General features: G+C 66.0%; 24 protein-coding genes. 20 read left to right on the top strand and 4 right to left on the bottom strand.

Translation table 11 applies throughout. The features are described from left to right. The 4 genes from B1H19_RS13700 (at position 1) to B1H19_RS13685 (ending at position 3,802) form a co-directional block, all read left to right on the top strand. Complete coding sequence (locus B1H19_RS13700; RefSeq protein ID WP_237289281.1) at positions 1–897, top strand: phage distal tail protein; 897 nt, start codon at positions 1–3, stop codon at positions 895–897. 90 nt (positions 898–987) lie between these two features. Further along, the gene (locus tag B1H19_RS13695; protein ID WP_083105025.1) at positions 988–1,989 is read left to right on the top strand and encodes a hypothetical protein; all 1,002 of its coding nucleotides are present in this window, start codon (positions 988–990) and stop codon (positions 1,987–1,989) included. Between the two features lie 5 nt (positions 1,990–1,994). Further along, entirely contained in the window at positions 1,995–3,101 is a 1,107-nt protein-coding gene (locus B1H19_RS13690) for a hypothetical protein (protein ID WP_203237148.1), read from the top strand. After that, entirely contained in the window at positions 3,101–3,802 is a 702-nt protein-coding gene (locus B1H19_RS13685; RefSeq protein WP_083105024.1) for a hypothetical protein, read from the top strand. The genes B1H19_RS13690 and B1H19_RS13685 overlap by 1 nt, the downstream gene beginning before the upstream one ends. A 15-nt stretch (positions 3,803–3,817) precedes the next feature. Here B1H19_RS13685 and B1H19_RS13680 read toward each other — a convergent pair whose 3' ends face one another. Next, a complete protein-coding gene (locus B1H19_RS13680) occupies positions 3,818–4,270 on the bottom strand; it encodes an EF-hand domain-containing protein (RefSeq protein WP_159028049.1) in 453 nt (150 codons plus the stop codon). A 263-nt stretch (positions 4,271–4,533) separates the two neighbouring features. Between B1H19_RS13680 and B1H19_RS13675 the strand changes: the two genes are divergently transcribed. From B1H19_RS13675 to B1H19_RS13660, 4 genes are all read left to right on the top strand, one after another. Continuing rightward, positions 4,534–5,565 carry a LysM peptidoglycan-binding domain-containing protein gene (locus tag B1H19_RS13675; protein ID WP_083105022.1) on the top strand — a complete coding sequence of 344 codons (1,032 nt, stop codon included), beginning with the start codon at positions 4,534–4,536 and terminating at the stop codon, positions 5,563–5,565. A 7-nt stretch (positions 5,566–5,572) separates the two neighbouring features. Further along, on the top strand, positions 5,573–5,818 hold the full coding sequence (locus tag B1H19_RS13670) for a hypothetical protein (RefSeq protein ID WP_083105021.1): 246 nt from the start codon (positions 5,573–5,575) through the stop codon (positions 5,816–5,818). Positions 5,819–5,934: 116 nt separating this feature from the next. Then, positions 5,935–6,456: a deoxynucleotide monophosphate kinase family protein gene (locus B1H19_RS13665; protein ID WP_083105020.1), complete on the top strand. Its 522-nt coding sequence runs from the start codon at positions 5,935–5,937 to the stop codon at positions 6,454–6,456. Beyond that, positions 6,457–6,687, top strand: a complete 231-nt coding sequence (locus B1H19_RS13660) for a hypothetical protein (RefSeq protein WP_083105019.1) — start codon at positions 6,457–6,459, stop codon at positions 6,685–6,687. Between the two features lie 77 nt (positions 6,688–6,764). Here B1H19_RS13660 and B1H19_RS13655 read toward each other — a convergent pair whose 3' ends face one another. After that, positions 6,765–9,893, bottom strand: coding sequence for an NACHT domain-containing protein (locus tag B1H19_RS13655; protein ID WP_159028048.1), 3,129 nt, complete (start codon positions 9,891–9,893; stop codon positions 6,765–6,767). Between the two features lie 570 nt (positions 9,894–10,463). Between B1H19_RS13655 and B1H19_RS13650 the strand changes: the two genes are divergently transcribed. The 7 genes from B1H19_RS13650 to B1H19_RS40450 all read left to right on the top strand — a co-directional run bounded on the left by B1H19_RS13650 (position 10,464) and on the right by B1H19_RS40450 (position 17,486). Further along, positions 10,464–11,261, top strand: coding sequence for a PD-(D/E)XK nuclease family protein (locus tag B1H19_RS13650; RefSeq protein WP_083105018.1), 798 nt, complete (start codon positions 10,464–10,466; stop codon positions 11,259–11,261). Positions 11,262–11,374: 113 nt separating this feature from the next. Beyond that, complete coding sequence (locus B1H19_RS13645; RefSeq protein ID WP_083105017.1) at positions 11,375–12,115, top strand: recombination directionality factor; 741 nt, start codon at positions 11,375–11,377, stop codon at positions 12,113–12,115. Between the two features lie 86 nt (positions 12,116–12,201). Next, positions 12,202–12,483 carry a hypothetical protein gene (locus tag B1H19_RS13640; RefSeq protein ID WP_083105016.1) on the top strand — a complete coding sequence of 94 codons (282 nt, stop codon included), beginning with the start codon at positions 12,202–12,204 and terminating at the stop codon, positions 12,481–12,483. Further along, on the top strand, positions 12,476–12,619 hold the full coding sequence (locus B1H19_RS38640) for a hypothetical protein (RefSeq protein ID WP_159028047.1): 144 nt from the start codon (positions 12,476–12,478) through the stop codon (positions 12,617–12,619). The genes B1H19_RS13640 and B1H19_RS38640 overlap by 8 nt, the downstream gene beginning before the upstream one ends. Then, positions 12,616–13,011 carry a hypothetical protein gene (locus B1H19_RS13635; RefSeq protein ID WP_083105015.1) on the top strand — a complete coding sequence of 132 codons (396 nt, stop codon included), beginning with the start codon at positions 12,616–12,618 and terminating at the stop codon, positions 13,009–13,011. The genes B1H19_RS38640 and B1H19_RS13635 overlap by 4 nt, the downstream gene beginning before the upstream one ends. A gap of 75 nt (positions 13,012–13,086) precedes the next feature. Continuing rightward, positions 13,087–15,528 carry a phage/plasmid primase, P4 family gene (locus B1H19_RS13630; protein ID WP_083105014.1) on the top strand — a complete coding sequence of 814 codons (2,442 nt, stop codon included), beginning with the start codon at positions 13,087–13,089 and terminating at the stop codon, positions 15,526–15,528. 95 nt (positions 15,529–15,623) lie between these two features. Further along, on the top strand, positions 15,624–17,486 hold the full coding sequence (locus B1H19_RS40450) for a DNA polymerase (protein WP_083105013.1): 1,863 nt from the start codon (positions 15,624–15,626) through the stop codon (positions 17,484–17,486). A gap of 61 nt (positions 17,487–17,547) precedes the next feature. Here B1H19_RS40450 and B1H19_RS13620 read toward each other — a convergent pair whose 3' ends face one another. Further along, a complete protein-coding gene (locus B1H19_RS13620) occupies positions 17,548–18,375 on the bottom strand; it encodes a helix-turn-helix transcriptional regulator (RefSeq protein ID WP_083105012.1) in 828 nt (275 codons plus the stop codon). A gap of 169 nt (positions 18,376–18,544) precedes the next feature. Between B1H19_RS13620 and fabG the strand changes: the two genes are divergently transcribed. The 5 genes from fabG to B1H19_RS38630 all read left to right on the top strand — a co-directional run bounded on the left by fabG (position 18,545) and on the right by B1H19_RS38630 (position 21,366). Beyond that, positions 18,545–19,249, top strand: a complete 705-nt coding sequence (fabG, locus tag B1H19_RS13615) for a 3-oxoacyl-ACP reductase FabG (protein WP_159028046.1) — start codon at positions 18,545–18,547, stop codon at positions 19,247–19,249. A 259-nt stretch (positions 19,250–19,508) separates the two neighbouring features. Further along, positions 19,509–19,778 (top strand): hypothetical protein, encoded by a 270-nt coding sequence (locus B1H19_RS38635; protein WP_159028045.1) that lies wholly within the window; start codon positions 19,509–19,511, stop codon positions 19,776–19,778. A 309-nt stretch (positions 19,779–20,087) separates the two neighbouring features. After that, positions 20,088–20,963 carry a sigma-70 family RNA polymerase sigma factor gene (locus B1H19_RS13610; protein WP_083105011.1) on the top strand — a complete coding sequence of 292 codons (876 nt, stop codon included), beginning with the start codon at positions 20,088–20,090 and terminating at the stop codon, positions 20,961–20,963. After that, positions 20,960–21,247: an HNH endonuclease gene (locus tag B1H19_RS40795; protein WP_083105010.1), complete on the top strand. Its 288-nt coding sequence runs from the start codon at positions 20,960–20,962 to the stop codon at positions 21,245–21,247. Before B1H19_RS13610 ends, B1H19_RS40795 begins: the two co-directional genes overlap by 4 nt. Next, positions 21,229–21,366, top strand: coding sequence for a hypothetical protein (locus B1H19_RS38630; RefSeq protein WP_159028044.1), 138 nt, complete (start codon positions 21,229–21,231; stop codon positions 21,364–21,366). Before B1H19_RS40795 ends, B1H19_RS38630 begins: the two co-directional genes overlap by 19 nt. Before the next feature lie 91 nt (positions 21,367–21,457). Here the strand turns inward: B1H19_RS38630 and B1H19_RS13600 are convergent, their stop codons facing one another. Next, positions 21,458–22,363 carry a JmjC domain-containing protein gene (locus B1H19_RS13600; protein WP_107425974.1) on the bottom strand — a complete coding sequence of 302 codons (906 nt, stop codon included), beginning with the start codon at positions 22,361–22,363 and terminating at the stop codon, positions 21,458–21,460. Between the last annotated feature and the right edge of the window lie 7 nt (positions 22,364–22,370).

Below are 22,370 nucleotides of genomic sequence, written 5' to 3'. Positions count from 1 at the left end.
TTGGCGCCGCATCTGCGGACGGCCGACGGCCTGATATATCAGGACGGCCAAATCCAGTACGGCAACCTGCTGTTGGGGGAAGAAACCCCGTTCGTCGGGGAGCGGCTGACCGGCTGGGATGACCTCCCGGACGCCGACGTGGCCAACGTGCCGATGCCGGGGCAACACGGCGTGTGGCTCGGTCAGATGCTGGCCGGCTCCCGGATCCTCCAGTGGGATTTCTCGATCCTGCCGGACGACCCTGACCAGTTCCCCGGCATCTTGAATCGGCTCCGGGCGGCCACCGCCCTGGGCCAGGAGGAACGGGAGCTGGTGGTCCAGCTCGCCGGGGCCCGGCGGTTGATGCGCGGACGCGTCATCCGCCGGGCCCTCCCGGCGGATCGCCAGTACACCAAGGGCGAGCCGTCCGGCTCCCTCGTGTGGGAGTGCACCGACCCCCGCCGCTACTCCGTCACGGAGCGGTGGGCACACGTGGGGCTCCCGGAGGCGGAACCCGGCCTGGATTGGGGCAGGGGTCTGGAATGGCCTCTGGACTGGGGGCACGCCGGGTCCACGGGCACCCTCAACCCCGTGAACTCCGGGGATGCTCCGGCCCATCCCATCGTGGAGTTCCGGGGCCCGGTCGTCCGCCCGTGCCTGGTGCAGACGCATGGCGGCCTGGTGCTGGAGTACGACATCGCCCTGGCGGAGCGCGACACGCTCACCGTGGACTGTGCGGCCGGAACGGTCGTCCTCAACGGCGCGGCCTCCCGCCTCTACACGGTCACCCGGGCATCCGTGCCGGAGCAGGCGTTCACCGTCGAACCCGGCTCCACACCCATGGCATTTCGCGCGGACATGGCCGCGTACGACCCGCGCGCATCGGTGACGGTCCGGTGGCGCCACGCATTTTGGTAGCAGAGAGGCAGGCCGGCTGTGACGGTTCGTAGTGGATGGCTCGTTACTCGAGGACCGGACGGCGGGGGCCAGACCCGGGAGGACACCCGCGTGGTCCCGATCGGGACGTTCACGCCCGCCGGGGAGCTGTCGGCCCGCTCCGGCGTGGTCCCCGGCGGCAGCCCGTTCGCCCTGGTCTCCGCCGGGGAGATGGAGGCCACCGTGGGCGTGGGCCGGGCCGTCATCCAGGGCACTGCCCCTCAGGGCGCCTATCCGGTGGCGGTCACTGCCCCGGAGCCGGTGACGTTCGCCGCAGGCGACGCGCAGTTCCCGCGGATCGACGTGGTGGCGCTGCGGGTCTATGACGACCCCTACGACTCGTCGGGGGAGGAGAAGGCCGTCCTGGAGGTGGTCCAGGGCGACCCGGCCGCCTCACCCACCGCGCCGACGATCAGCGGGCCCGCTGTGGTCCTGTGGGAGGTGACCGTCCCGGCCGGGGCATCCTCCGGCACGGGCGGAATCAACTGGGCCACAGGAGTAGCAGACCGCCGGGACTACACGGTGGCCGTCGGCGGCATCGCGGTGGGCAACACCCCCACGGCTTACGCCGGGCAGTGGCGCGACTACGGCGGCATCCTGGAGCGCTCCAACGGCACCGACTGGGAACCGGTCGTCCGCCTGGGCTACTCCGGCCGCCTGGAGCTGGGAGACGCGAGCCTGTACCGAAGCGGCGCCAAGACCCTGGCCACAGACCAGCGGTTCACCGCCCAGGTGGAGAAGTCCTCCAGCTACTTCAAGCTGCAACCCGGCTGGAAGGTCTTGGCATTCGAGGGCAAGAAGACCTGCGGCATCGTCCACTTCATCCTTGAGATCGAGCGGACCGGCGCACCGATCACGGCGAATGGCTCCGGCAACATCGCCGACGAAACGATCGTGACCATCCCCTCCCAGTTCCGCCCGGACCACGACGTGGAAGCCATCGCATGCGACGGGTACGCCGACGGCGGATGCCGCATCAGCCCCAGCGGCACGGTCGTCCTACGTACCTGGGCCCCGAACGGAACCCTCACCAAGGGCAACGTCATCCGCATCACCCCCACCTACATCCTCTGAAGGAGTTGAACTTCCTGTCGCAGTACCGTTTTCTGTTCGCGGACCTGCGCACGGACCAGATCCTGGACCAGCTCCCCGTCCAAGGCGTCACGTTCGACGACTTCATAGGCAAGACCGGAGCCCTGACCGGCACCATTCCCGTGGCGGACGCCGCGATGGCCGCACGGGTCAAGCGGGCCGTGGTGCCCGGCAGGACGGCGCTGTGGGTGGAGCGCGGCCGGGATCTGTGGTGGGGCGGCATCGTCTGGACGGCCACACCGGCCGTGGACGAGCGGGGCGCGGTGACCGTCGCTCTCCAGGCCGCCACCTTTGACTCCTACTGGGACCACCGCGAACTCCGGGACACCCTGGAGGCCCGGCAGATGGACCAGTTCGACATCGCCCGGGACCTGGTGACGTACGCGGCCACCCACGACGGCGGCGATATCGGCATCCGCATCGACTACAGCCGCACATCCGGCGTCCTGCGGGACCGTACGTACTCCCGGTTCGACGCGACGCGGATTCGGGAAGCCCTGGACCGACTGGCGGCCGTCGAAGGCGGCTTTGAGTGGCGCGTCCAGGTCTACCGCGACGCGGAGACCGGGGACCGCGTGAAGCGGCTCCAGCTCGGATACCCCACCATCACGGCAGGGGCCGCGCCGGTCATGCTGACCTACCCGGGCAACGTCCTGACCTACTCCTGGCCGCAGGACGCCACCGGCATGGCCAACACCTGGCAGAGCCGTGGCGCGACCGACAACCAGAACCAGGCCGAAGAGTCCTTCCCGCTGCTGTCCACGGAGTGGTCCTACCCGCAGAAGCTGGCGGCCGGGTGGCCACGGCTGGATGGCTCCAGCGACTACAACACCGTGTCTCGTCTGCCGACGCTCAACGAGCACGCGAAGGCGGACCTAGCCCGTGCCAAGGACCCCGTGGTCATCCCGTCGGTGAAGACCCGCCTGGACGGCGAGGTGACCCCCGCTCTCATCGGCGCAAACGTCCGGCTCCGCATGCGCGACACCTGGTTCTCCGATGGCCTGGACGCGGACTACCGCGTGGTGGGCCTGCACGTGACCCCGGCTCAGCGCGGTCAGCAGGAATCCGCGGAGCTGTACTTGGAGGCTGCATAGTGGCGACCATTCCGCAGGACCTGAACGACCGACTCCGCCGTCTGGAAAGCGAGTTGCGTGCCCTGACCACGGCCGCCAACCGCCGACCCGCCATGAACCAGATCCTCCACGGAGACGTGAAGATCGGCGAGGGCGGCAGCCTCTCGGTCAAACAGCCCGGAGGAGCCGAGACCTTCCGCGTGGGCGAAGTCGGCCCCATCGAAGGGGAACACGCCCTGGTGGTGCGGCGCCGGGATGGCAGCGTGGCCCTTTCGGTCTGGAACGGCACCACTGCCGAAGGCCAAGCGCAGGCAGTCCGCATCAAGGACGCCCAGGGCCACGAACTCCTCTCGGAGGACGTGGTGGCCGGCGGCCTGGCCCGGCCACACCTGCCTATCCCCATGAGTCCGGCCCAGGCCGTCGACTGGCCGTCGACCAACTCCACGTCCTGGACGGACCTTCAGGTGGCATGGCCGGAGGCCCAACACCCACGCCTGGAGGTGTTCGCCCAGGCCGTGGGGAACGGCAACGGTGGGGATATCCGCATCACCGTGGACGGCCAGACGGTGGCCTCCGGCTCCACCGGAAAGCCCATCCAGGCGGAGTTCAACATCCCCGGCTATGAGTTCGGGGCACACCCGGAAATCAAGCTCCAGGCACGGGCCAAGGCGCAGTCCACCGTATGGGCCTGCGTCCAGCGCATGTATGGCGTCGCGTCCTAGGCAGTGTCCGACGGGTCACTTTGTTTTCATCATCTTGCAGAATTCTTCGTAGTTGATTTGTCCGTCGCCGTCGACGTCCGCCTCCCGGAGCATCTCGTCGACCTCATCATCAGTCAGTTTCTCGCCCAGAGACGTCATGACGTGGCGCAGCTCGCTGGAGCTGATGACCCCGTTACCGTCCTTGTCAAACACATGGAACGCCTCACGGATCTCGTCCTCCTCGTCGTTGTTGCTCGTGACTTGCCTGGCCATCAGGCTCAGAAACTCGGCGAAGTTGATCGTTCCGTTGTCGTCCTTGTCGACTTCGTTGATCATGTCTTGGAGCTCGGCCTCAGTGGGGTTCTGCCCCACAGACCTCATGGCGGCGCCCAGTTCGTTGGCCGTGACATTGCCATCGTTGTTCTTGTCGTACAGGGAAAATGCCACCTTGTACTCGTTGATCTGCTCTTCGTTGAAGGATTCGCTCACGGAGTCCTGCCGTTTCATAGTGGCTTGATCGAGCTGGGGGCGTCGCGCGACGCCGAAGCCAAGATCCCCAGCGGGAATGGGACGAACACGCCTGTTCACTGTGGGCGATCAACTCGTTACAGGGCCGTCATGCCGTGGCAGCGCGAATAACCCAGACGGTGTTGGCTGCAAGATCCGTTGACAGGCCCTAACTCACCCACTGACCACACACGGCCCCGCCGGGCAACTTCGGCGGGGCCTTTGCATGCCAACAGGAGGACGGCTTGGGCAAGGCCGCAGACGTAATCCGCATAGCGCGCGGAGAGATCGGCTACCGCGAGGGATACAGCGGTGGCCACTGGAACAACCACCAGCGATACAGTCCGGCCGTGCCGGGCCTGGAGTGGTCCCAGAATCAGGCATGGTGCGCCACCTTCGTCTCCTGGTGTGCCCGGCAGGCCGGGGGAGCGTCCCTGTTCCCGGTCACGGCGTCCGTGTGGACGGCGTATGACTGGTTCAAGTCCAGGGGGCGCTACTCCGCATATCCCGCCATCGGGGCCCAGGTGATCTACGGACGGTCGGCGAACTCTCACACGGGCATCGTGGTGGCCTATGACTCCACCTACATCACGACGGTGGAGGGCAACACCAACGCCAACGGTTCGGCGGAGGGAGACGGCGTGTACCTCAAGCGCCGCAGGCGCCGCGACGCGTATGTTCATGGCTACGGCCTCCCTCGATATGCGGAGGGGGTGACGACGGCGGACCCGGCCCTGAAGGGGAAGGCCGGGTTCACCTATAAGGCGACAGCCTCCGGCCCGACCACGGGCGGTTCCCATACCGGTTCGAGCAAGGCCAAGACCGTGACGGTGAAGGCCGGTCAGACCCTGGGCAAGATCGCGGCCTCCGCTGGGGTGTCCCTCGCGGCCCTTCTGGCGATCAACCCCCAGATTAAAAACCCGGACCTGATCCACCCCGGCGACAAGATCAGCATCCCGGACAAGGGCGCCAAGCCCCCGGCCAAGTCCAAGCCGGTGGTGTCCCTGGCCCGCATCCGCGCGGCTGCCGTCCGTGACCCGGACCTCCGCCAGGGCGGCACGACCTACCCGGCCGACGTGCGCCATGTGGAGGCGGCGTTGAAGGCGGAGGGCCTGTTGGACGGCCGTTGGTGCGACGGTTCGTTCGGGTCCATGACCCGCATCGCGTACGCGAACTGGCAGAAGCGGGCCCGCGTCGGCGGCCCGCCGGACGGCATCCCGGGTATCGCCTCGCTCCGCCTCCTGGGCACGAAGCACGGGTTCACCGTGAAGGGGTGAGACAGACGTGAGCGAGCGTGACGAGCTGGGCGGCGTCACCATCGGTGCCCGCGAAATCTATGACGAACTGGTGGCGCTGCGCGGCGATGTACGGAGCCTGTCCCAGACCCACGAAGCCGTCACCCAGACCCTGACCGACCACGAAACCCGACTCCGGGGCCTGGAGCGGTGGCGCTACGCCCTGCCCGTGGCGGCCCTCACCTCCGCCGGAACCCTGATCGCGGCGGCCCTGAAAGCCACGGGCGCCGTGTAACGAGCACCAGTGCACGACGACAAACACCCCGCGCCCCAGGGCGCGCTACGCCTGGAGGACCCCTGTCCTTTCCCCACATCGCGCTCATCGGCAAGGCACGGTCCGGCAAGGACACCGTGGCCGCCGAATTCGGCCGGCACGCGGCCTACACCCGCCTGGCGTTCGCCGATGAACTTAAGGCGGCTCTGATCCGCCTTAACCCCTTGGTGCATTCGTGCTGTTGCTACGAGGACTACCACCTGGTGGACACCCTGGAGGACCACGGTGGATGGGAGGGGGCCAAGGCCCTGCCTGAGGTCCGGCGACTCCTCCAGGAGTACGGCCAAGCCATCCGGGACCGAGACCCGGACTTCTGGGTGCGCCCGGTCCTGGCCCAGGTGCGCCAGGGGACGGAATGGAAGCTGCCGTGCATCGTCGCGGACGTGCGGTACGCCAACGAGCTGGGCGCCCTTCGGGCGGAGGGGGCCGTGGTCGTTCGCGTGGAGCGGCCGGGCGCGGGCCTAGCGGGACAGGCCGGTGAACACGCCTCGGAAACGGAGCTGGACGGCATGGAGCCGGACCACGTGCTCCACAACACCGGGACGTTGGTCGAACTCCTGGCCAGCGTCCGCGCTTTGATCGACACGTTGGGAGACTGAATGATCGACCTCATCCGCCAGGCCCTTCGGGACAACCCCGTCCGGGTACGGACCGCTCTAGGTGCGCTCCTGGTTCTGGTGGGCCACTACATCCCCGCCGTAGCGGACGTGGCCGTGAATGACCAGGCCGTGGATGCGATCACGTTCCTGATCCTCCTGTTCCTGGGCGAGGGCGCGTCCCGGAAGGTGGCGGCCAAGTACAACCCGGCGACGCTGCCGGAGGAGTCGTAGGTTATGGCACCGGCCACTAGGCCGTTTGGCTCGGACACTAGGTGTGGCAGAGCGGCACTGAATTACTTGGGAGTGTCTCACAATAGAGGACGCCAATAGGGCAAGTCAACGACTCTATCGGAATCGAACATTTCCCGGAATGGGGCGTGCGCTATCCGAGCGAGCCGCCAGCCCCGCCAGCAGAGGGCCGCAACCAAGGCCATCCACAGGATGAAGGAAAGTGCAGCAGTGAATACGCCGAATGAATTCATCACCTCAAGGAAGGAGAAGAAGAATGTCATGGGAGCAAAGAGGGTTGTGGCCAGCCCCAGAAGTCGATCCTCCGCGTCAATTCCGTCGATCAAATCAATTGGCCCCGTAAGCAAGCCTGCTAGGCCCCTGTAAGCAAGGGTGTACTCATCAACTAGAGCGCCGTCGGCTATCAATGCAATCCACCCTGTCACTATAGCCCCAACCGCAGTCCAGCCGAGCCAACCTGGCCCCCAGGGCGATATCCCGGTTCCTGCGAGCACGGCTCGGTGACATGCAGCGGCCGTGATCAGGACTGTCAGGGCTATAGCGATACGGTAGTGGATTCCGTATCTAAATTGCGGGTATGTCACTTCCCGAGAGGCGTCAACCCACGATTCCCGTAGGGCTCGCGAGGTATTTGCTACCTGGAGTTGGATAAGAGCAATGCGGTCCTTAGGTGAGAGGAGTCGGAGCAACATGATTGCTCTATGGGAAGCGCCGTCGTTCACCGTTGCGCTGATTATACGCTCAAGGATTGACCAAGCCTCCTCGGCTGACAGTTCCGGGTGCGTGCGTCCGGAATGTCGAATCATAAATAGCAATTCCCAGAGAGGGACTGTATGATCTTCGTGTGCTCCCCGGTGATATCGCATTCTGATGGCGGAGCCCGGGCTGTTCCCTGTCAATTTCTCAAGATCGTGAGATGCGGCCGTATATCTGACGTTCATCTGTGACCAGTCTGGGAGCCATGCTGATCCAGTAGCGAGCGGGATTCCGATGCGGCGATCAATCGTGATTACAGAGTCGGGTTTGGCCTCGCATGCCATCTCGGCTTCCTTCCCGGAGGCGTCATTTGAGCCGAGGAGGCAACCAATCCGATTCGCCAGAACTCGCATTTTCTGATCTGCTTCGAAGCGCGCACCGAACCAGTCACCTGAATGATCGATTGCCGTGGAGGTGTTTATGCGCGGAGCGTGCCAACGCAGAGATTCCTCGATCTCAGGAATTCGGATCATAGCCGCCAAATGCCACGCGGAAATAACGGCAATTCGTCCGTTGGAATGAGAGTCGTAACAAATATCGGCGAGTTTCCGGGCGGCATTCGGCGTGCCGATAGTGGCCAATGGTTCTACAGCGTCCAGGCATCCTCGTCCGGAAGCATCGCCCAGGGCGTCGACCGCGATATCGCCCATGCTGGTAATAGATTCACGGACTCCTTCGGCCGTGCCCAGAAGTCCAGCTAGGGTCGTGGCCACGGCTGGCAGGTTCGTGGCGGCCAAAGCTGCCACGGCAGCTCGGCGACTGGAAGATTCATCAGTTTTTGTCGCTTTGTCGGCGAGGAATCGGAGTATTTCCTTACCCCGTGGGCGGGGATCCGACGCGACGGTGCCGAAAGCCTTGATGACCTGAGGGTCGTCGAGCGTGCCTAGTGATTCCTGGAAGTGTCGAATTACTCGATCCGCGGTTTCATTTGCCAGATGCTGCGCATCAGCAAGACACTCGAAGGCTAGGCATTGGTCCAGCTGGAAGACATTGTTGATGACCGGGGCGCAATCCTGATTTGCTGCGCCGCACCAGAGTCGCACGGTCTCGCGCCACGTGGCTGGGTCACGGCGGTACCGCGCAACAATCTCAGTCGGGCTATTCAGGAGTTGCCGAGCTGCGAGGTATTCCTGCAGTGTTAGATGCGCGAATTGGTAACGCTCACCCCCGTCTACCTCAAGCAGCAGACCGCTTCGCTCGAGGATTTCTCGAAGCAGGGGTACCTCGTGATCTTTAGGATCAAGTGGAGTGTCCTCAAGTACTTCACATGTTACCTCCCGCACCGCAGCCTCGGGCACTGTGAGGCGGTCAAGGGAATACTGTGGAATATCTTGGGCTGTCAAAGCCAATCTCTGAAGCACCCTACGCTTTTCCCGCGCAGCGTAGTGGTTGTGCTCGTCATGCCAACGGCGCAGCATGACGTCAACAACCTCCTCATAGAAGTCAGCCCTAGTGCGCGGCAAATTCTGGCCCTGCCCCTGATAGGCATCGGTATAGAGGTACGCAATCATCGTCAATAGCAAGGGGTTGCGCGCGAGTTGCATGAGGCGCGGAGTATCCCGTAGCGTGACCATTAGCTCCTCGACCGACCCTTGAGGGTTAATGTCCATCCAATGGGATAGGAATCTACGTATTAACCTTTCATCGAATTCGGAGATTCGGAAAACATTTGGGAGTGCGTCTGACAGTGTGTCTTGATAGACCGCGCTGCGGCAGGTAACAATGACACGGCACCGGTCGAATTCCTGGATGAAATCCTTTATCGTTTGGGTGGACCTTGCGCGGTCTGTCATGGTTACCTCATCGAGACCGTCGAGTAGCGCTATGAGGCGGCCTTCCTTAAGGGATCTAGTGACGAACTTTTCCGCACGCGGAAAATCATTTCGCTGAAATTCTTCGACGATCAGCTGACGGATGTCTTTTTCATTTCCGTTGAGCCTATGTAGCTTGACTAGAATCGGAACTTCAGTAAACTCGCGAGAGTGAATGTGGCGAGGCCTATGCCTGCGCCGCTCCATTCGGTTATCTGCCCAACTAAGGATGGAATGCCGGAGGAGCATCGACTTTCCTGCACCTGGGACTCCGAGTACGATCGCGTTTTGAACACTCCTGATGCTTTCGGCGGCATCAGGATGTTCGCCATTGTGGCCCGTCTCGAGTGTGGCTGGGACGTAGATCTTGCGCATTTTAAGGGGGCGATTTTCCAAGAATGGAATCGGTACGCTCTCGTTCTTGCGCTGCACGGCAGCTGCGTAACGTCGTACCGCTGATCGCCGGAACAGTGTTGAGCCAGCGAGCCTGCTATATGTCCGCTCGTATATCCAGTCCAAGAGGGCGGTCAGCTTCTTCTTGACCCAATCGCGCACGATCAGCAGCAAGAACAGGGCTGCCGCAATCAGCCATGGAAGATTATCTATCGTCACTTGCGGCATTGCACACCTTTCCTTCCGCGAATTGCGACCGGTGTGCGGCGCTAACAATCCTGGTGGACCACCGAAAGCGCTACCCATTAACTACTAGCCTAAGTCGCTGCCCCATCTCTCGCGACCTCGGCGCGGCCTGGAGCATGGCCATTGACGATGCAATACCGCGAGCCCTGTGTTTCACAGCTGTGATCGAGGTTGGCTCCGCGGTCTTTGGCCGGTGGTCTGCCTGGGCTGGGGCCATGCATCGCGGCGGGCCGGGCCGTCCGCCCACCTTCGACGGCGCCCGTACGCTGGCCCGCGAATTGGGCAGCCCTTGGCCTGTCAGCTGTTGTGCCCGATTGGCCCGTTACCACAGCAGGGTTTCCCCTAGCCGCCCCTCGCCATCCGACGTGCGGCCGGCGGTCGAGCCGGAGCGGTGCGCAGACAGGAGAGTCGGCCCGGGCCGCACGTCGCCGCGATACGCCCGCTCACGCTGGGCCCGTTCCATCACAGAGCCGGCCGTCACGGGCCCCAGTAGATGACGGCGTAAGCGACTGAGCGCGGCCCCTCGGGGCCCGTGAGCGAGCGGAGAGACCCGTGGCAGCACTCAACACCATTCAACGTTCCGGCAGCCGGTTCTACGTCGACCCCGAGACAGGCGCCAAGGCGCCGGGCGTGACCTCCGTCCTGTCCATGCTCCCGAAGGGCTTCCTTCAGTTCTGGGCCGCCAAGGAGGTGGCCACGGCGGCCGTGGACAACATCGGCCCCCTGGTGGGTCTGGCGATGAACGACCGATCCGGCGCCATCGACTATCTCAAGGGGGCGCCCCGCCGGGTCACCAAGCAGGCCGCCGACATCGGGTCGGACGCACACGACGTGTTCGAGCGTCTGGCGCGCGGCGAGGCGGTAACCCGCGTCCACCCAGACCTCCGCGGCTACGCCGGTCATTTCCGGGAGTTCCTGGACCAGATTCAGCCGGAGTTCCTGTTCCTCGAGGATGCGGTGTGGAGCGACCGGCACAACTACGCGGGGTCGTTCGACGCCATCGCGCGCATTGGCGGGGAGACGGTGGTCCTGGACTGGAAGACCACCCGGAGCGGTGTCCATGAGGAAGTGGCCCTACAGCTTTCGGCGTACGCGAACGCGGACCGGATCGTCCGCGCCGACACGGGCGAATCCGTACCGGTGCCGACCATCGACGCGGCGGCCGTTCTCCATGTTCGGTCGGAGGGATGGAAGTTGGTCCCCGTCGCCCACACGCCGGAGCTGTTCCAGGTCTTCCTTCACTTGAGGGCGGTATTCGACTGGGAGCGCGAGCTGAAGCGCGGCGTTATTGGCCGCGCGGTGGCCTCGGGCGGCGAGGCGGAGACCGGCACTCAGCGGCGCGCGGCGTAGGCCGGCTGGGGCTGTCACGGCCCCCAGTGCATGGAATCAGCGAGAGGCCCGGCGGTCATACGCCGGGCCTTTTGCTGCCTCATTCCAAGCACTTCCCAAGGAGAGCCAGCACAGTGGCACCCCGCACCCTCCGTGTGTTCGACAACGACCCTTCCGCCCGGCCCAAGGTCTACAGCTCCGATTTCGTCGGCCGGTTCCGAGCCGGGCAGAAGCTCAACGGGCGCCCTGTGGGTCTGTCTGCCTGGCGGATCACAACCGGCGATCCTGAGGTGGGCAAGGCCGTGGCGAATCTGTACGGCGGCGCCCCGCAGTCGTGGGAGACCTCCAAGGAGGACTCCTTGGAGGTGCTGACCGAAGCGGACGCCGTAAAGGTGATCGTGGACGGCCCCGATGCCGTGTCGTTCCGCATGGCTCTCTACGGCATGACCGGCAAGCCCATCCACGCATGCGACGGCGTGGAGTTCACGGACTCCGAGGACCCGCGCGTGGGCCAGCCGTGCGGCTGCCCGCAGACGCTCCAGGAGCGCAAGGCGGTGGCCAAGGCGGGCCACGGCCCGAAGCCTGACCAGCGTGTGGAATTCCGCCTGGCCGATGACCCGGAGCTGGGCAAGTTCAAGCTCCTTACGGGCTCCTGGGACTTCATGAAGGCCCTGGAGGGTGTCTGGCGGGAGCTGGAGGCCGTCGGCGGCCCCGCGCTCTGCACGCTCTCTCTGGAGCTGGTCGAGTTCACCACCAAGGCCGGTGTGGACGTGAGCTACCGAAAGCCGGTTCTGAAGGTCCACGGCCGTGTCCCGGCCGACGTGGACGCGGTGCTCCCCTCCCTCTCCAAGGCCGCCGACCCCGTTCCGTTCTGATCACTCACCGCTAGGCCGGCGGTGAACCCAGCGTGACCGGCGGGGCCCGGCCCCGCCCTTCCCCAGACACAACAGAGGAGAGACACGTGGCGAAGCGTGGCCACATACACGACTTCACGGGCCAGGAGATCCGGGAGGGGGACACCCTGGTCTACGCAGCCCGCCGGGGCAACGGCGTACGGATGGTGGAGGCCACCGTCCAGCGCACGTACACCGAGCAGTACAAGGGGCGCACGATCCCCATGCTGAAGGTCAAGCCCACCGGCAACGAATCGGGATTCGTCAAGCGCTCCACGTTCCGCGTGGAGACGGTGGCAGCCGAACACGTCGCCGTGACGATCCCGGCGGAGGTCCCGGCCGTTGCCTGACGCGCTCCTGGTCCTGGTCGCCATCGTCCTGGGCCTGCTCATCCTGGGGCGCGTGCTCTGGTTCCTCCTGGCCGTAACCGTGGGACTCCTGGGCATGCGGGCCGCCCGGCGCGCCCGGTTCCGAGGCCGCCCGTGAGCAACCCGAACAAGCAGAAGGGGACCGCCTGGGAGCGGGCGGTGAGGCACTACCTGAACGCCGCCCTCAGCCAGTACGTGGAGCACTGGAAGGACGCCGCGTACCCGTGGAAGGACCCGCACGACCCGGACAACATCACCCGGCCCGCCCAGACCGGCGCCAAGGACGTGGGAGACCTCCACGCCCGACCGTTCGTCATCGAGTGCAAGGCGGAGAAGTCCATCCGCCTGGCCGACTACGTACGCCAGGCCAACCGAGAGGCCGTCAACGCCGGGTTTCCCTATGGCGTGGCTGTGGTGAAGGCCCCGCGCCGCCGCGTGGACGACGCGTACGCGGTCATGGACCTGGTGACCTTCGGGCGTGTCCTCCAAGCCCTCCGCAATCTCGACTGATCCCCAATCCGCGGGCGTGTCACGGACCCCAGTGCATGGGGCCGGACACGCCCGCTTTGCGTTGGAGGAGAGACGTTGCGCACGAAGGACCTGGCCCAGTTCCTGGCCCGCTTCCCGGAAGTGGTGGAGGAGCGAGGGGAGTACGGCGTCCCCTGCCCCGTCCACGACGACCAACGCCCCTCCCTGTTCTTCCGGCTCAAGGAGGACGGGCGGCTCCTGGTGCGCTGCTGGGCCGGGTGCGCCCGTGACGCCATCCTGGCGGCCCTGGGCATGAGGCCGGCGGACCTGTTCGACTGGACCCCGGGGGCAGGTGTGAAGGCGTCGGCCAAGCCGGTGCCCGGCGCCCTGGACACCGGAGCCCTGGCAGCTCTGGCCCAGTACGTGGACACCACGAACATGGCGTTCCTGGACCCGGAGCACCCGGAAGCCCGGGACTACGTGGCCGACCGGTTCGGACTGGATGCTGAGCGCGCGGTGGACCTCGGCCTGGGCCTGGACTACCCGGGCCTGGACGACCGGTTCCCTTACCGTTCCACCGGCTACCTGCGCCACCCTCGCTTGACGGTCCCGCTATGCGACTTCAACGGCAGGCCCCGCGGCCTCCAGGGCCGGGACCTATCCGGGCACTGTCCGGCTCGGTGGCTGTCCATCGTCTCCCCGGACGGGTCCGCGTGGGCCAAGTACGGCGTACTGCGGGCCAACTCCGGTTATGACACGGTGCTGATCACCGAAGGGCCCGGCGACGGCCTGACGGGCCTTGCCGTCGGCTATGACGTGGTGATGGTCCGGGGCGCTGGACTGGCCCGCAATACCGCGCTGGTGGAGGAACTGGCGGCGGGCCTCGGCGACCGGGACGTAGTACTGGCCGGGGACCGGGACAACGCCGGGGCCGCCTTCACCGATGCTCTGGCGGACGCCTTGGTCCGGGCTGGGGTCATGGTCAGGAAACTGGAGATCCCGCACGCCGGGGACGATCTCACCGACTGGCGAAAGCGCGACCCCGAAGCCTTCCCCGGCCAACTCCACGCAGCCGTCCGCCGGGCCCCGCTCCACATCGTGGACGCCGCCCCGCGGACGGAACCTGTTCCGACTGACGAGGACCAGGAGGAGAGCGCCGGAGTTCTCCCGCTCACGGACCTGGGCAACGCGGAGCGCCTGTTCCGGCAGCTTGGCGGCCACGTGCGCATGGTTCCGGGTGCGGGCGTGTTCAAGTGGCGCGGCCGGTGCTGGGCCCAAGTCCCCACGGAAGCCCTGTACGCGGACGTGCGGCGCGTGGTCAAGAACATGGCCGAGGAGCCCGGCCATGAGCCGGAGAAGCTGTCACGCCATGTGCTCAACTCCCAGCAGGCGAACAAGGTCAAGGGAATGGTGGACATGCTGACGTCCATTCCCGGCGTGTACGCGACGGTGGACCAGTTCGACGCGCGCCCGGACCTTCTGGCGTTCCGGAACGTCGTGGTGGACCTCCGTACCGGCCACGCCCGACCCCACGACCCGGCCGACATGAACACCTTTTACGTGGATGTGTACTACAACCCGGCGGCCCAGGCCCCGCGTTGGGAACGCTTCCTCAAGGAGTGCCACCCTGGCTGTGAAGCCATGGCGGCCTTTCTGCAGATGCTCATCGGGTACGGCATCACGGGGTACGGCGTGGAGCGCGCGTTCATCATGCACACCGGGCCGACCACGAACGGGAAGACCACGTTCACGGCGGCCATCGAGGACGTGTTCCGGGAGGCGACCAAGCGCGCGGACGCGAGCCTGTTCCAGCGCCGCCGGGAGAACGGCGGCCCCCGCGCCGATGTGGTCGGGCTGCGGGGCCGTCGCCTGGTGATCTCCTCCGAGTGGCCCGCGAACATGCCGTTGGACCAAGCGCTGATGAAGGCCGTCACCGGAGATCAGACCATCACCGCCCGGGGCGTCTACGCCCGGTCGGAGATCACGTTCCGGCCGGTGTGCCTGGTCCAGGTGGACACCAACTACGTCCCGGACGTGGATGCCACGGACGCCGCCCTGTGGCAGCGCGTTCGGGTGGTCCCGTGGAACGAGGATTTCCGGGGCCGGGAGGACCGCCATCTCCAGGCCACCCTTCACCAGGAACGTGAGGGCATCGCGGCGTGGGCCGTGCGCGGCGCGATCGAATGGTTCCGGGCCTACGACAGCGGGCGGGGCCTGGAGTACCCCGCCGTGGTGGAACGGGCAACCGCGCACTACCGCGACAGCTCACATCCCCTCTCGGGCTTCATCGGGGAGGAGTTCGTGGTCCAGGAAGGCGCGCACGTCCCCAGGACTGAGACCTGGGAGCGTTACCGGTCGTGGACGGAGGAGTCCGGCATCCGTCACCCGATGACGCGCAACAAGTTCTATGACGCCCTGCGCACGTTCCCCGGTGTCCGAGAGTCCAAGACGAAGGGCACCCGCGTGATAGCCAACCTGGCGGACTGCCGGGCCCTGTCACGCAACCCAGTGGATGGAGGCAACCCAGACATATTCGGCCAGGCCAGAACAGCGGTCTAAGCGTGCGGTGTGGGGGTCGTCCCGGTCGGGCGGCCCCCTTTCGCATGTCACAGAGCGTGGGGCCGGCGGCCGACGGACAGTGACGGAGCCCGCCCGTGAAGACCTACCGCCACCCCCTTGCCGGGGACGTGACGACCATCCACGCCTTGGAGACACCCGACGACGCGCGGGAGGCACGGGAGTGGCTGAGTGAGCACCAGCCACGTTCCCTCGCTCTCGACACGGAGACCAGCGGCCTGGACACGTTCAACCCCGGCCACCAGCTCCGAACGGTTCAGTACGGCACGGGGGACGTGGCGTTCGTCGTCCCGTTCGAGCGGGGCGGGGCGTTCGCCGACCTGGCCCGGACCGTGGTCACCCGGTGCCCGGAGCTGGTGATCCACAACGCCGCCTATGACCTCCTCGTCCTGGACCGCCACGGCGTGGCCCCGCTGGAGGCCGTCGCGCCGCGCGTACGGGACACCAAGATCCTCGCCCACCTTTGTGACAGCAGACAGGATTTCGAGGGTGGCATAGGCATTTCCCTGAAACCTCTGTCCGCCTGGTACGTCGACCCGGCGGCGCCGGATACCCAGGCCGGTCTTACGGCGGTATTCCGAAGCCGTGGGCTGACCAAGGCCACCGGCTGGGCGGGCATCCCGTACCAGGATGAGACCTACCAGCGCTACGCCGGTTTGGACGTGCTCCTGACCGCCCGGCTCCGCCCCTACCTGGAACGCGAGCTGGAGCGCCACGGCATCCCGGACACCCTGGTGGAGTTCGAGCACCAGCTCATGACCATCTGCGCGGCCATGGAACGCCGGGGGATGCTCCTGGACGTGCCGTACACGGAGGGCCTGGTGGACCGCCTGGCGGCGGACACCCAACGCCACACGGAGCGCGCGGCCCGCTACGGCGTGGAGAACCTGAACTCCACGGCCCAGGTGGCCCAGGCCCTGTTGGGCATGGGGGAGGAGCTGGTGGACCGCACCCCCTCCGGAGCCTGGAAGGTGGACAAAGGCGTCCTCCTGGACCTGGCGGACCTCGACGACCAATGGCAGCCGCGCGGCACCCGTCGGCCCAACCCCTTGGCGGACGCAGTGCTCCGCGCCAAGCGGGCCGCGAAGTGGCGCAACTCATACGCCGTGGCCATGCTCGACAACCGTGACGCCCACGATCGCATCCACCCGAAGATCAACACCCTGGGTGCCAAGACGGGGCGGGCGAGCGTGTCGGACCCGCCGCTCCAACAGCTTCCGTCGAAGGGGTGGGAGATCCGCCGGGCCATCGTCGCGGAGCCGGGGAACGTGTACTTCAGCGTGGACCAATCCTCGGTGGAGCTGGTGGTCCTGGCTGCCCTGTCCCAGGAGCCCCGCATGTGCCAGGCCATCCGGGACGGCCGGAACCTCCATGACTTCACCGCCACGCTCATGTTCGGAGACGCGTTCACCAAGCACCAACGGAGCCTGGCCAAGATCGCCGGTCTGGGGACCTCGTACCAAGGCGGAGCGGCCACACTGGCCAAGATGACCGGCATGCCAGAGAACGTCATGCGGGACACCCTCCAGCGCTACGCACGGGCGTATCCCGGCGTGAAGCGGTGGGCCCGCGGTCTTCAATCCCATGCTCTTAGCAATGGGTGCGAGATCCGTACGCCCTCCGGCCGACGCCTGGTCTTGGACCGGGACCGCCTCTACAAGGGTGTGGCGTATCTGTGCCAGTCCACGGCACGCGACACGATGGGCCAGGCGCTCATCGACCTTCAGGAAAAGGGCCTGACCCGGTACCTGAACCTGTGGGTGCATGACGAAGTGCTGGGCACGGCCCCCAAAGCGGAGGCGGCTGAGATCGCGCAAGAGGTAGCGGAGACGGTCCGGATGGAGCTGTTCGGCGTCCCCATCGGAACGGATGCCGAGGTGTACGGCAAGACCTGGGCCGGGGGGTACGGCCTCCCGGAGGACTGGGCGCCCGCCGCATAAGAATGGAGGCTGGCCCCGGACGGTCGCTACCGGGATCTGTCCGGGGCCTCGTATGTCTGCGTCAGCCCGTGGTGGGAACCAGGGTGATGACCCGCATGTTCGGTGCACGGAGCGGGGCCAGGGCCATGATGCGAACCGGCACCACCGCTCCTTCGTGGTACGGAAGACGGAACCGGCGCACGTGACCGTCCGGGTGCTCCAACGCCTCATGGTCAGCCCAGATGCGGGCTGCGTCCTCGTTGCCTTCCAGGATGTCATCCCGGAGTTTCAGGAGCCCTAGTTCGTCAGGGTTTTTGGCGAGTGCCACGCGAATCTGAGCGAGAAAGGGCCTCGCCCAGTCATCCGCCCAGTTCACAAGCTGTTCGCGGGCCTCCGGGTAGAGAAAGGCCCAGCGCATGAGATTCGGCTCGTAGGGTATCCAGGGGAACCAATCAATTTGTGGTTGATTGTGCGCCACTATGTTCCACGCCACGTCAGAGACGTAGGCAGGGTTGGGGAGTTGCGCGTCCAAGAATTCACGCAAGGGCTTGTCTACTGCGGACACGGCATCCTCTGATGGTATGGACATGGGGACAGGCGGCTTGCCTGAACCCAGGAGGAAGAGAGTCAAACGCTCCGAGGCATCAAGTCGGAGTGTCAGTGCCAGCCGTTCCAGAAATTGGTCGGAAAATTTGGCAACGTGCCCGTTTTCCAATAGCCCGATCCACTTTGCACTCACCCCAGTGAGCTTTGCCACCTCGGCCTTGGTAAGCCCTGGCGACCGACGATTGGTTGAGCGGACTCCGTGGATGCGACGCGGATCTACGCGCTCTCGCCACGTGGTGAGCAGATCGGCGAGTTCCAGCTCAGGTGCCCGGGGGGCGCGATGGGGGATATGGGTGTTCGGCATGACCTAAACACCGTAACAGGCGTATCGGACATGTGCGTCTTACGGATTCCTTAGATCGTTTTCAGTGGTTAGGCAACCCTTAGTGGCTCCATGCGGGAAGTGCGAGTTCCGCCCAGGATCGTGCAAGGTGATCGGGCAAGCTGCACGGCATCCGTAAGGAGAGATCGTTTTGTCTAGGTCGATCATGGTCGTCGGTGGAAGCCGGGGAATCGGGGCCGAGGTGGCCCGCCAATTCGCCGCACAGGGTGACCGTGTGGCGGTCACCTCCCGATCCGGCGCGGCGCCAGAAGGCACATTCGGAGTGGCGTGCGACGTGACCGACGCCGAACAAGTGGACGTTGCTTTCAAGGCAGTTGAGGAACACCAGGGGCCTGTGGAGGTCCTGGTGGCGAACGCCGGGATAACCCGGGACACCCTCCTCTTGCGCATGTCCGAAGAGGACTTCGCCAGCGTTCTGGACACCAATCTGGTGGGCGCCTATCGCGTGGCAAAGCGCGCCTCGCGCGGCATGCTCCGCGCCAGGCGCGGGCGCCTGATCTTCATTGGCTCCGCGGTGGGTCTAGCTGGTGAGGCGGGCCAGGCGAACTATGCCGCGAGCAAGGCCGGGTTGGTCGGATTCGCGCGCTCTCTGGCCCGCGAGTTGGGATCGCGTGGGATCACGTCCAACGTCGTCGCGCCCGGCCTGACGGAGACGGACATGACGGCCGTGCTCACCGACGACCGACGAGCCGAAATCGTCCGACAGATCCCGTTGGGGCGTATCGCCCGACCTGCGGAAATTGCTTCGACGGCCCGTTTCCTGGCGAGTGATGATGCTGCCTACATCACGGGTGCCGTCGTGCCCGTTGATGGCGGCGTGGCCATGGGCCACTGAAACCGGCTGCTACCGTCCGCCAGGCCGGCCAGCACGGCCGGTAACGAAACCGGCGCCCAGGGGCGGCAACCCCTGGACGCCGGAAAGCTCCCCTGCAAGGGAGCCGAGTTCAGCTATCGAGGTCCGCCCAACCTTTGGCGAGGGGAGCGGAAACCTCGGCTTACTACGACCAGGGATTGTTGCACTGCACCCGACATTCCACGAAATCGAACGCCGCGCACCCATGTCCGCGCACGCCTTTGCCTGCATTCGGCGACGTGTGACCCGAGTACGTCAGGGGCGCTTCGCTCCCCAGTTGGTGGCCCTCTTCCTGTGGTGCCGCCGCAGCGCACTGCGCGCCTTCTTTCTGCGGCTCTCCGCAGTGACCCGCCCCTCCACCGGGTACCGCGCCCGCTACCTGCCGCGCGCCATCCGGCGACGCCGGTACGCCCGCGCTGCCCGCGTTTCACGCGACCGCGCCTGCGCGCTTACCCGTCTTGCCCGCCTGTCCCGGGCCGTCGGCATCTCCAATCCGTCCCTGAGTATCTGAGCCGGACGGACTTCCCCTTTTACAAGCCCCGTTCCGGCATGCAACGCCGGGGCGGGGCTTTCTAGTTCGCTCGCTCTGAGCTAACCCCCTCTCCGCCAACACGCGCCCGCTGACGGGCCGCGTGGCGATACCCCCTGCCCGCGCACCGCCAGCGCACACCCCTACCCGCGCATTCGAACGTCAGTGCTGCGACCCGGGCATCTCTCTGTCCATTGATTCGAACAGGCGTGCGGATTTCCGCCTGTCACGGCCCCCAGTGCATCGCCCCGAGCCGGTCACCCGGGCCCCCTTTCCAAGGAGCACCACCCCATGCTTTGCCCTGCCCTGATTCGTGCTGCCCAGAACGGCGACACGGAGGCAACCGCCCAGGTACTGGAAAGCCTGGAGGGGATGATCTACCGCCTGGCGGAGAAGCGCATGGCGCACACTCCAGGCTTGTCCGCCGGATACGGAGACCGGCTGGACGACCTCCGCCAGGAGGGCAGGGTGGCCGCCCTCGAAGCTCTGGCCCGCTACGACCCCAAGGGCGGGGCGAAGTTCTCCACCTACGCCCACACCCGCATCCAAGGTGCCATCCAGGACGACGCCAACACGACTTCAGGGCCGGCCATTTCGGCGGACGCCGTGGCCACCTTTAAGAGATGTCTGGGCGTCGTCGGCGGCGATATGGAAGCCGCGGAGTACCTGGCGACCATCCTGCCCAGCTCCAGCCATCGACTGAGTGCAGAAACGTCACTGCTGGTCCGCCAGGTCCTGGAAGGCACAGAGTCTCTGGACGCCCCGGCCGACCCGGGCGGAAATAAGGCGACCACCCCCGGGGGCCGCGGAACGGTCGGGGACACGCTGGCCGATCCCTACCGGTACGGAGTCCTGGAGGACCTGGTGGAACCGCGCGACGTCGCCCGCCATGACCGGGCGCGAAAGGCAGCCCTGGCGCATGCCCTCCTGGAGACGCTTCACGGCAACGCGGACCGCATCGTCCGCATGGTCTACGGCTTCGACCCGGAGCCGCACTTGCACGCCGGGTACGACCGCGACGGACTTCCGGTGCCGGACCATGCGGCGATAGCGGAGGCTCTGGGCATCACCGTGGCCACATCCCGCCAGACCCTGAAGCGGGCCCTGGACCGGCTCCGTCGGGCCGTCGAGGCGCTGGAGCTGGAGGGCGCGGAGCTGGCGGCATGACCCGACGCCGGAGGCCGTCATCCCGTCCGGCACTCCAGGTTGCCCGTCGGTCGCGCCCGGCGCCGTACAGCCGCGCGGAGATCCTGGCCCGCTGGTCTGGCTGTGCCTACTGCGACGGCGCGGCGGAGGAACTGGACCACGTCGTCCCTTTGGCGCGGGGAGGCCGCGACGTGGCGGCCAACGTCGTGGCCGCCTGCCGGGACTGCAACGCAAGCAAGTACACCCACACACTGGCCTGTTGGGCCGCCACCGGAGGTATCCCCCCGTGCGTATGCGATTCATGACCTTGGAGGACGCAACCCTGGCCGGTGCCTCCATGACGGACCTGGGTCAAGACCTGGAGCTGGAAGCGGCCCTCGACGGCGAAGAAGTCCCGTGGCTGCTGGTTGATGCCGACGAGTGAACGGTGCCTGTGCGCTGATGCGCCAGTACCGATTGACCCCCAGCCACCTACCTCGGCTGGGGGTCTTTTCGTTGTGCGGCGGGCCGTTGCCTCAGGTGTTGTACTCCAGCTCGGTCAGCGAAGCGTCGTGCACCTGTTCAGCCACGGTCGGGATGCTGAGACGGTTCAGATAGTTGATCAGCTCGCCGCGCACATCGAGAAGCTGCTGAACCAGCGATGCCCCGGTGAGCTGCCCCGGCCGGACGACCTGACGGAACGCGGGGTCCTCGATCGCGCCGGCCAACAGCTTCTCCGCCAACCACATGGGGGTGCGTTCCCGGATGGCGAAGGTCAAGTGGACGCTGGGCTCGTCCGGATCGGCGACGAGCGGATTGTGCACCCACCCACGCGGCAACAGCATCGACTGGCCTGGCTTCAGAACGATCTCCTGGTCCGGGCCCGCCCCTTCCCAGCCCGGAACGTAGTCGTCCCGCCAAACCCGGAACGACTCGTTGTACTCACGCATCGGAGCCTTGACCGGCGGCTTCCACATCTGCCACACCTTCACCCCAGACAGCTGAACGATCACCGCCATCTGCTGATCCCAGTGGTGGCGAAGACCCTGCCGTCCGCCAGGCGTGAGGAACGCATGGATGTAGTTCGAGTAGCCGGTCTCCTCCTGGATCTGCGTCGAGACCTGTGCCATGAACGGCATGACCCGCTGAAGGTTCCCGAGCCTCAGCGTGTAGCCGTCGGCGTACAGCTCCTTCAGCTTGGCCCCATTCGTGCGCCCATAGGTATTCGTGTAGAGCTTCGGGTTCACGGACGGCCGCGGTGCCTTCACCGCGGCGACCTCAGCAACCGGTGCGCACCCGGTGAACAACCACTCCTTGAGGCCGGCCGCAGTGACTGCCCCGTCGAGCGCCGTCTTCCCTCGCTCGTACACGTGGGGCTCGTCAGGCCACGTCAGAAGTAGATCGGTAACTCCGTTGTCGGGCAGTAAGAGACGCAACGACATGATGCCG

It is taken from the genome of Streptomyces gilvosporeus (assembly GCF_002082195.1).
In the GTDB taxonomy this organism is placed as follows: Bacteria; Actinomycetota; Actinomycetes; order Streptomycetales; family Streptomycetaceae; genus Streptomyces; species Streptomyces gilvosporeus.
Note: the sequence above shows the minus strand (reverse complement) of the source record. Positions and strands in the feature narration are given on the sequence as shown.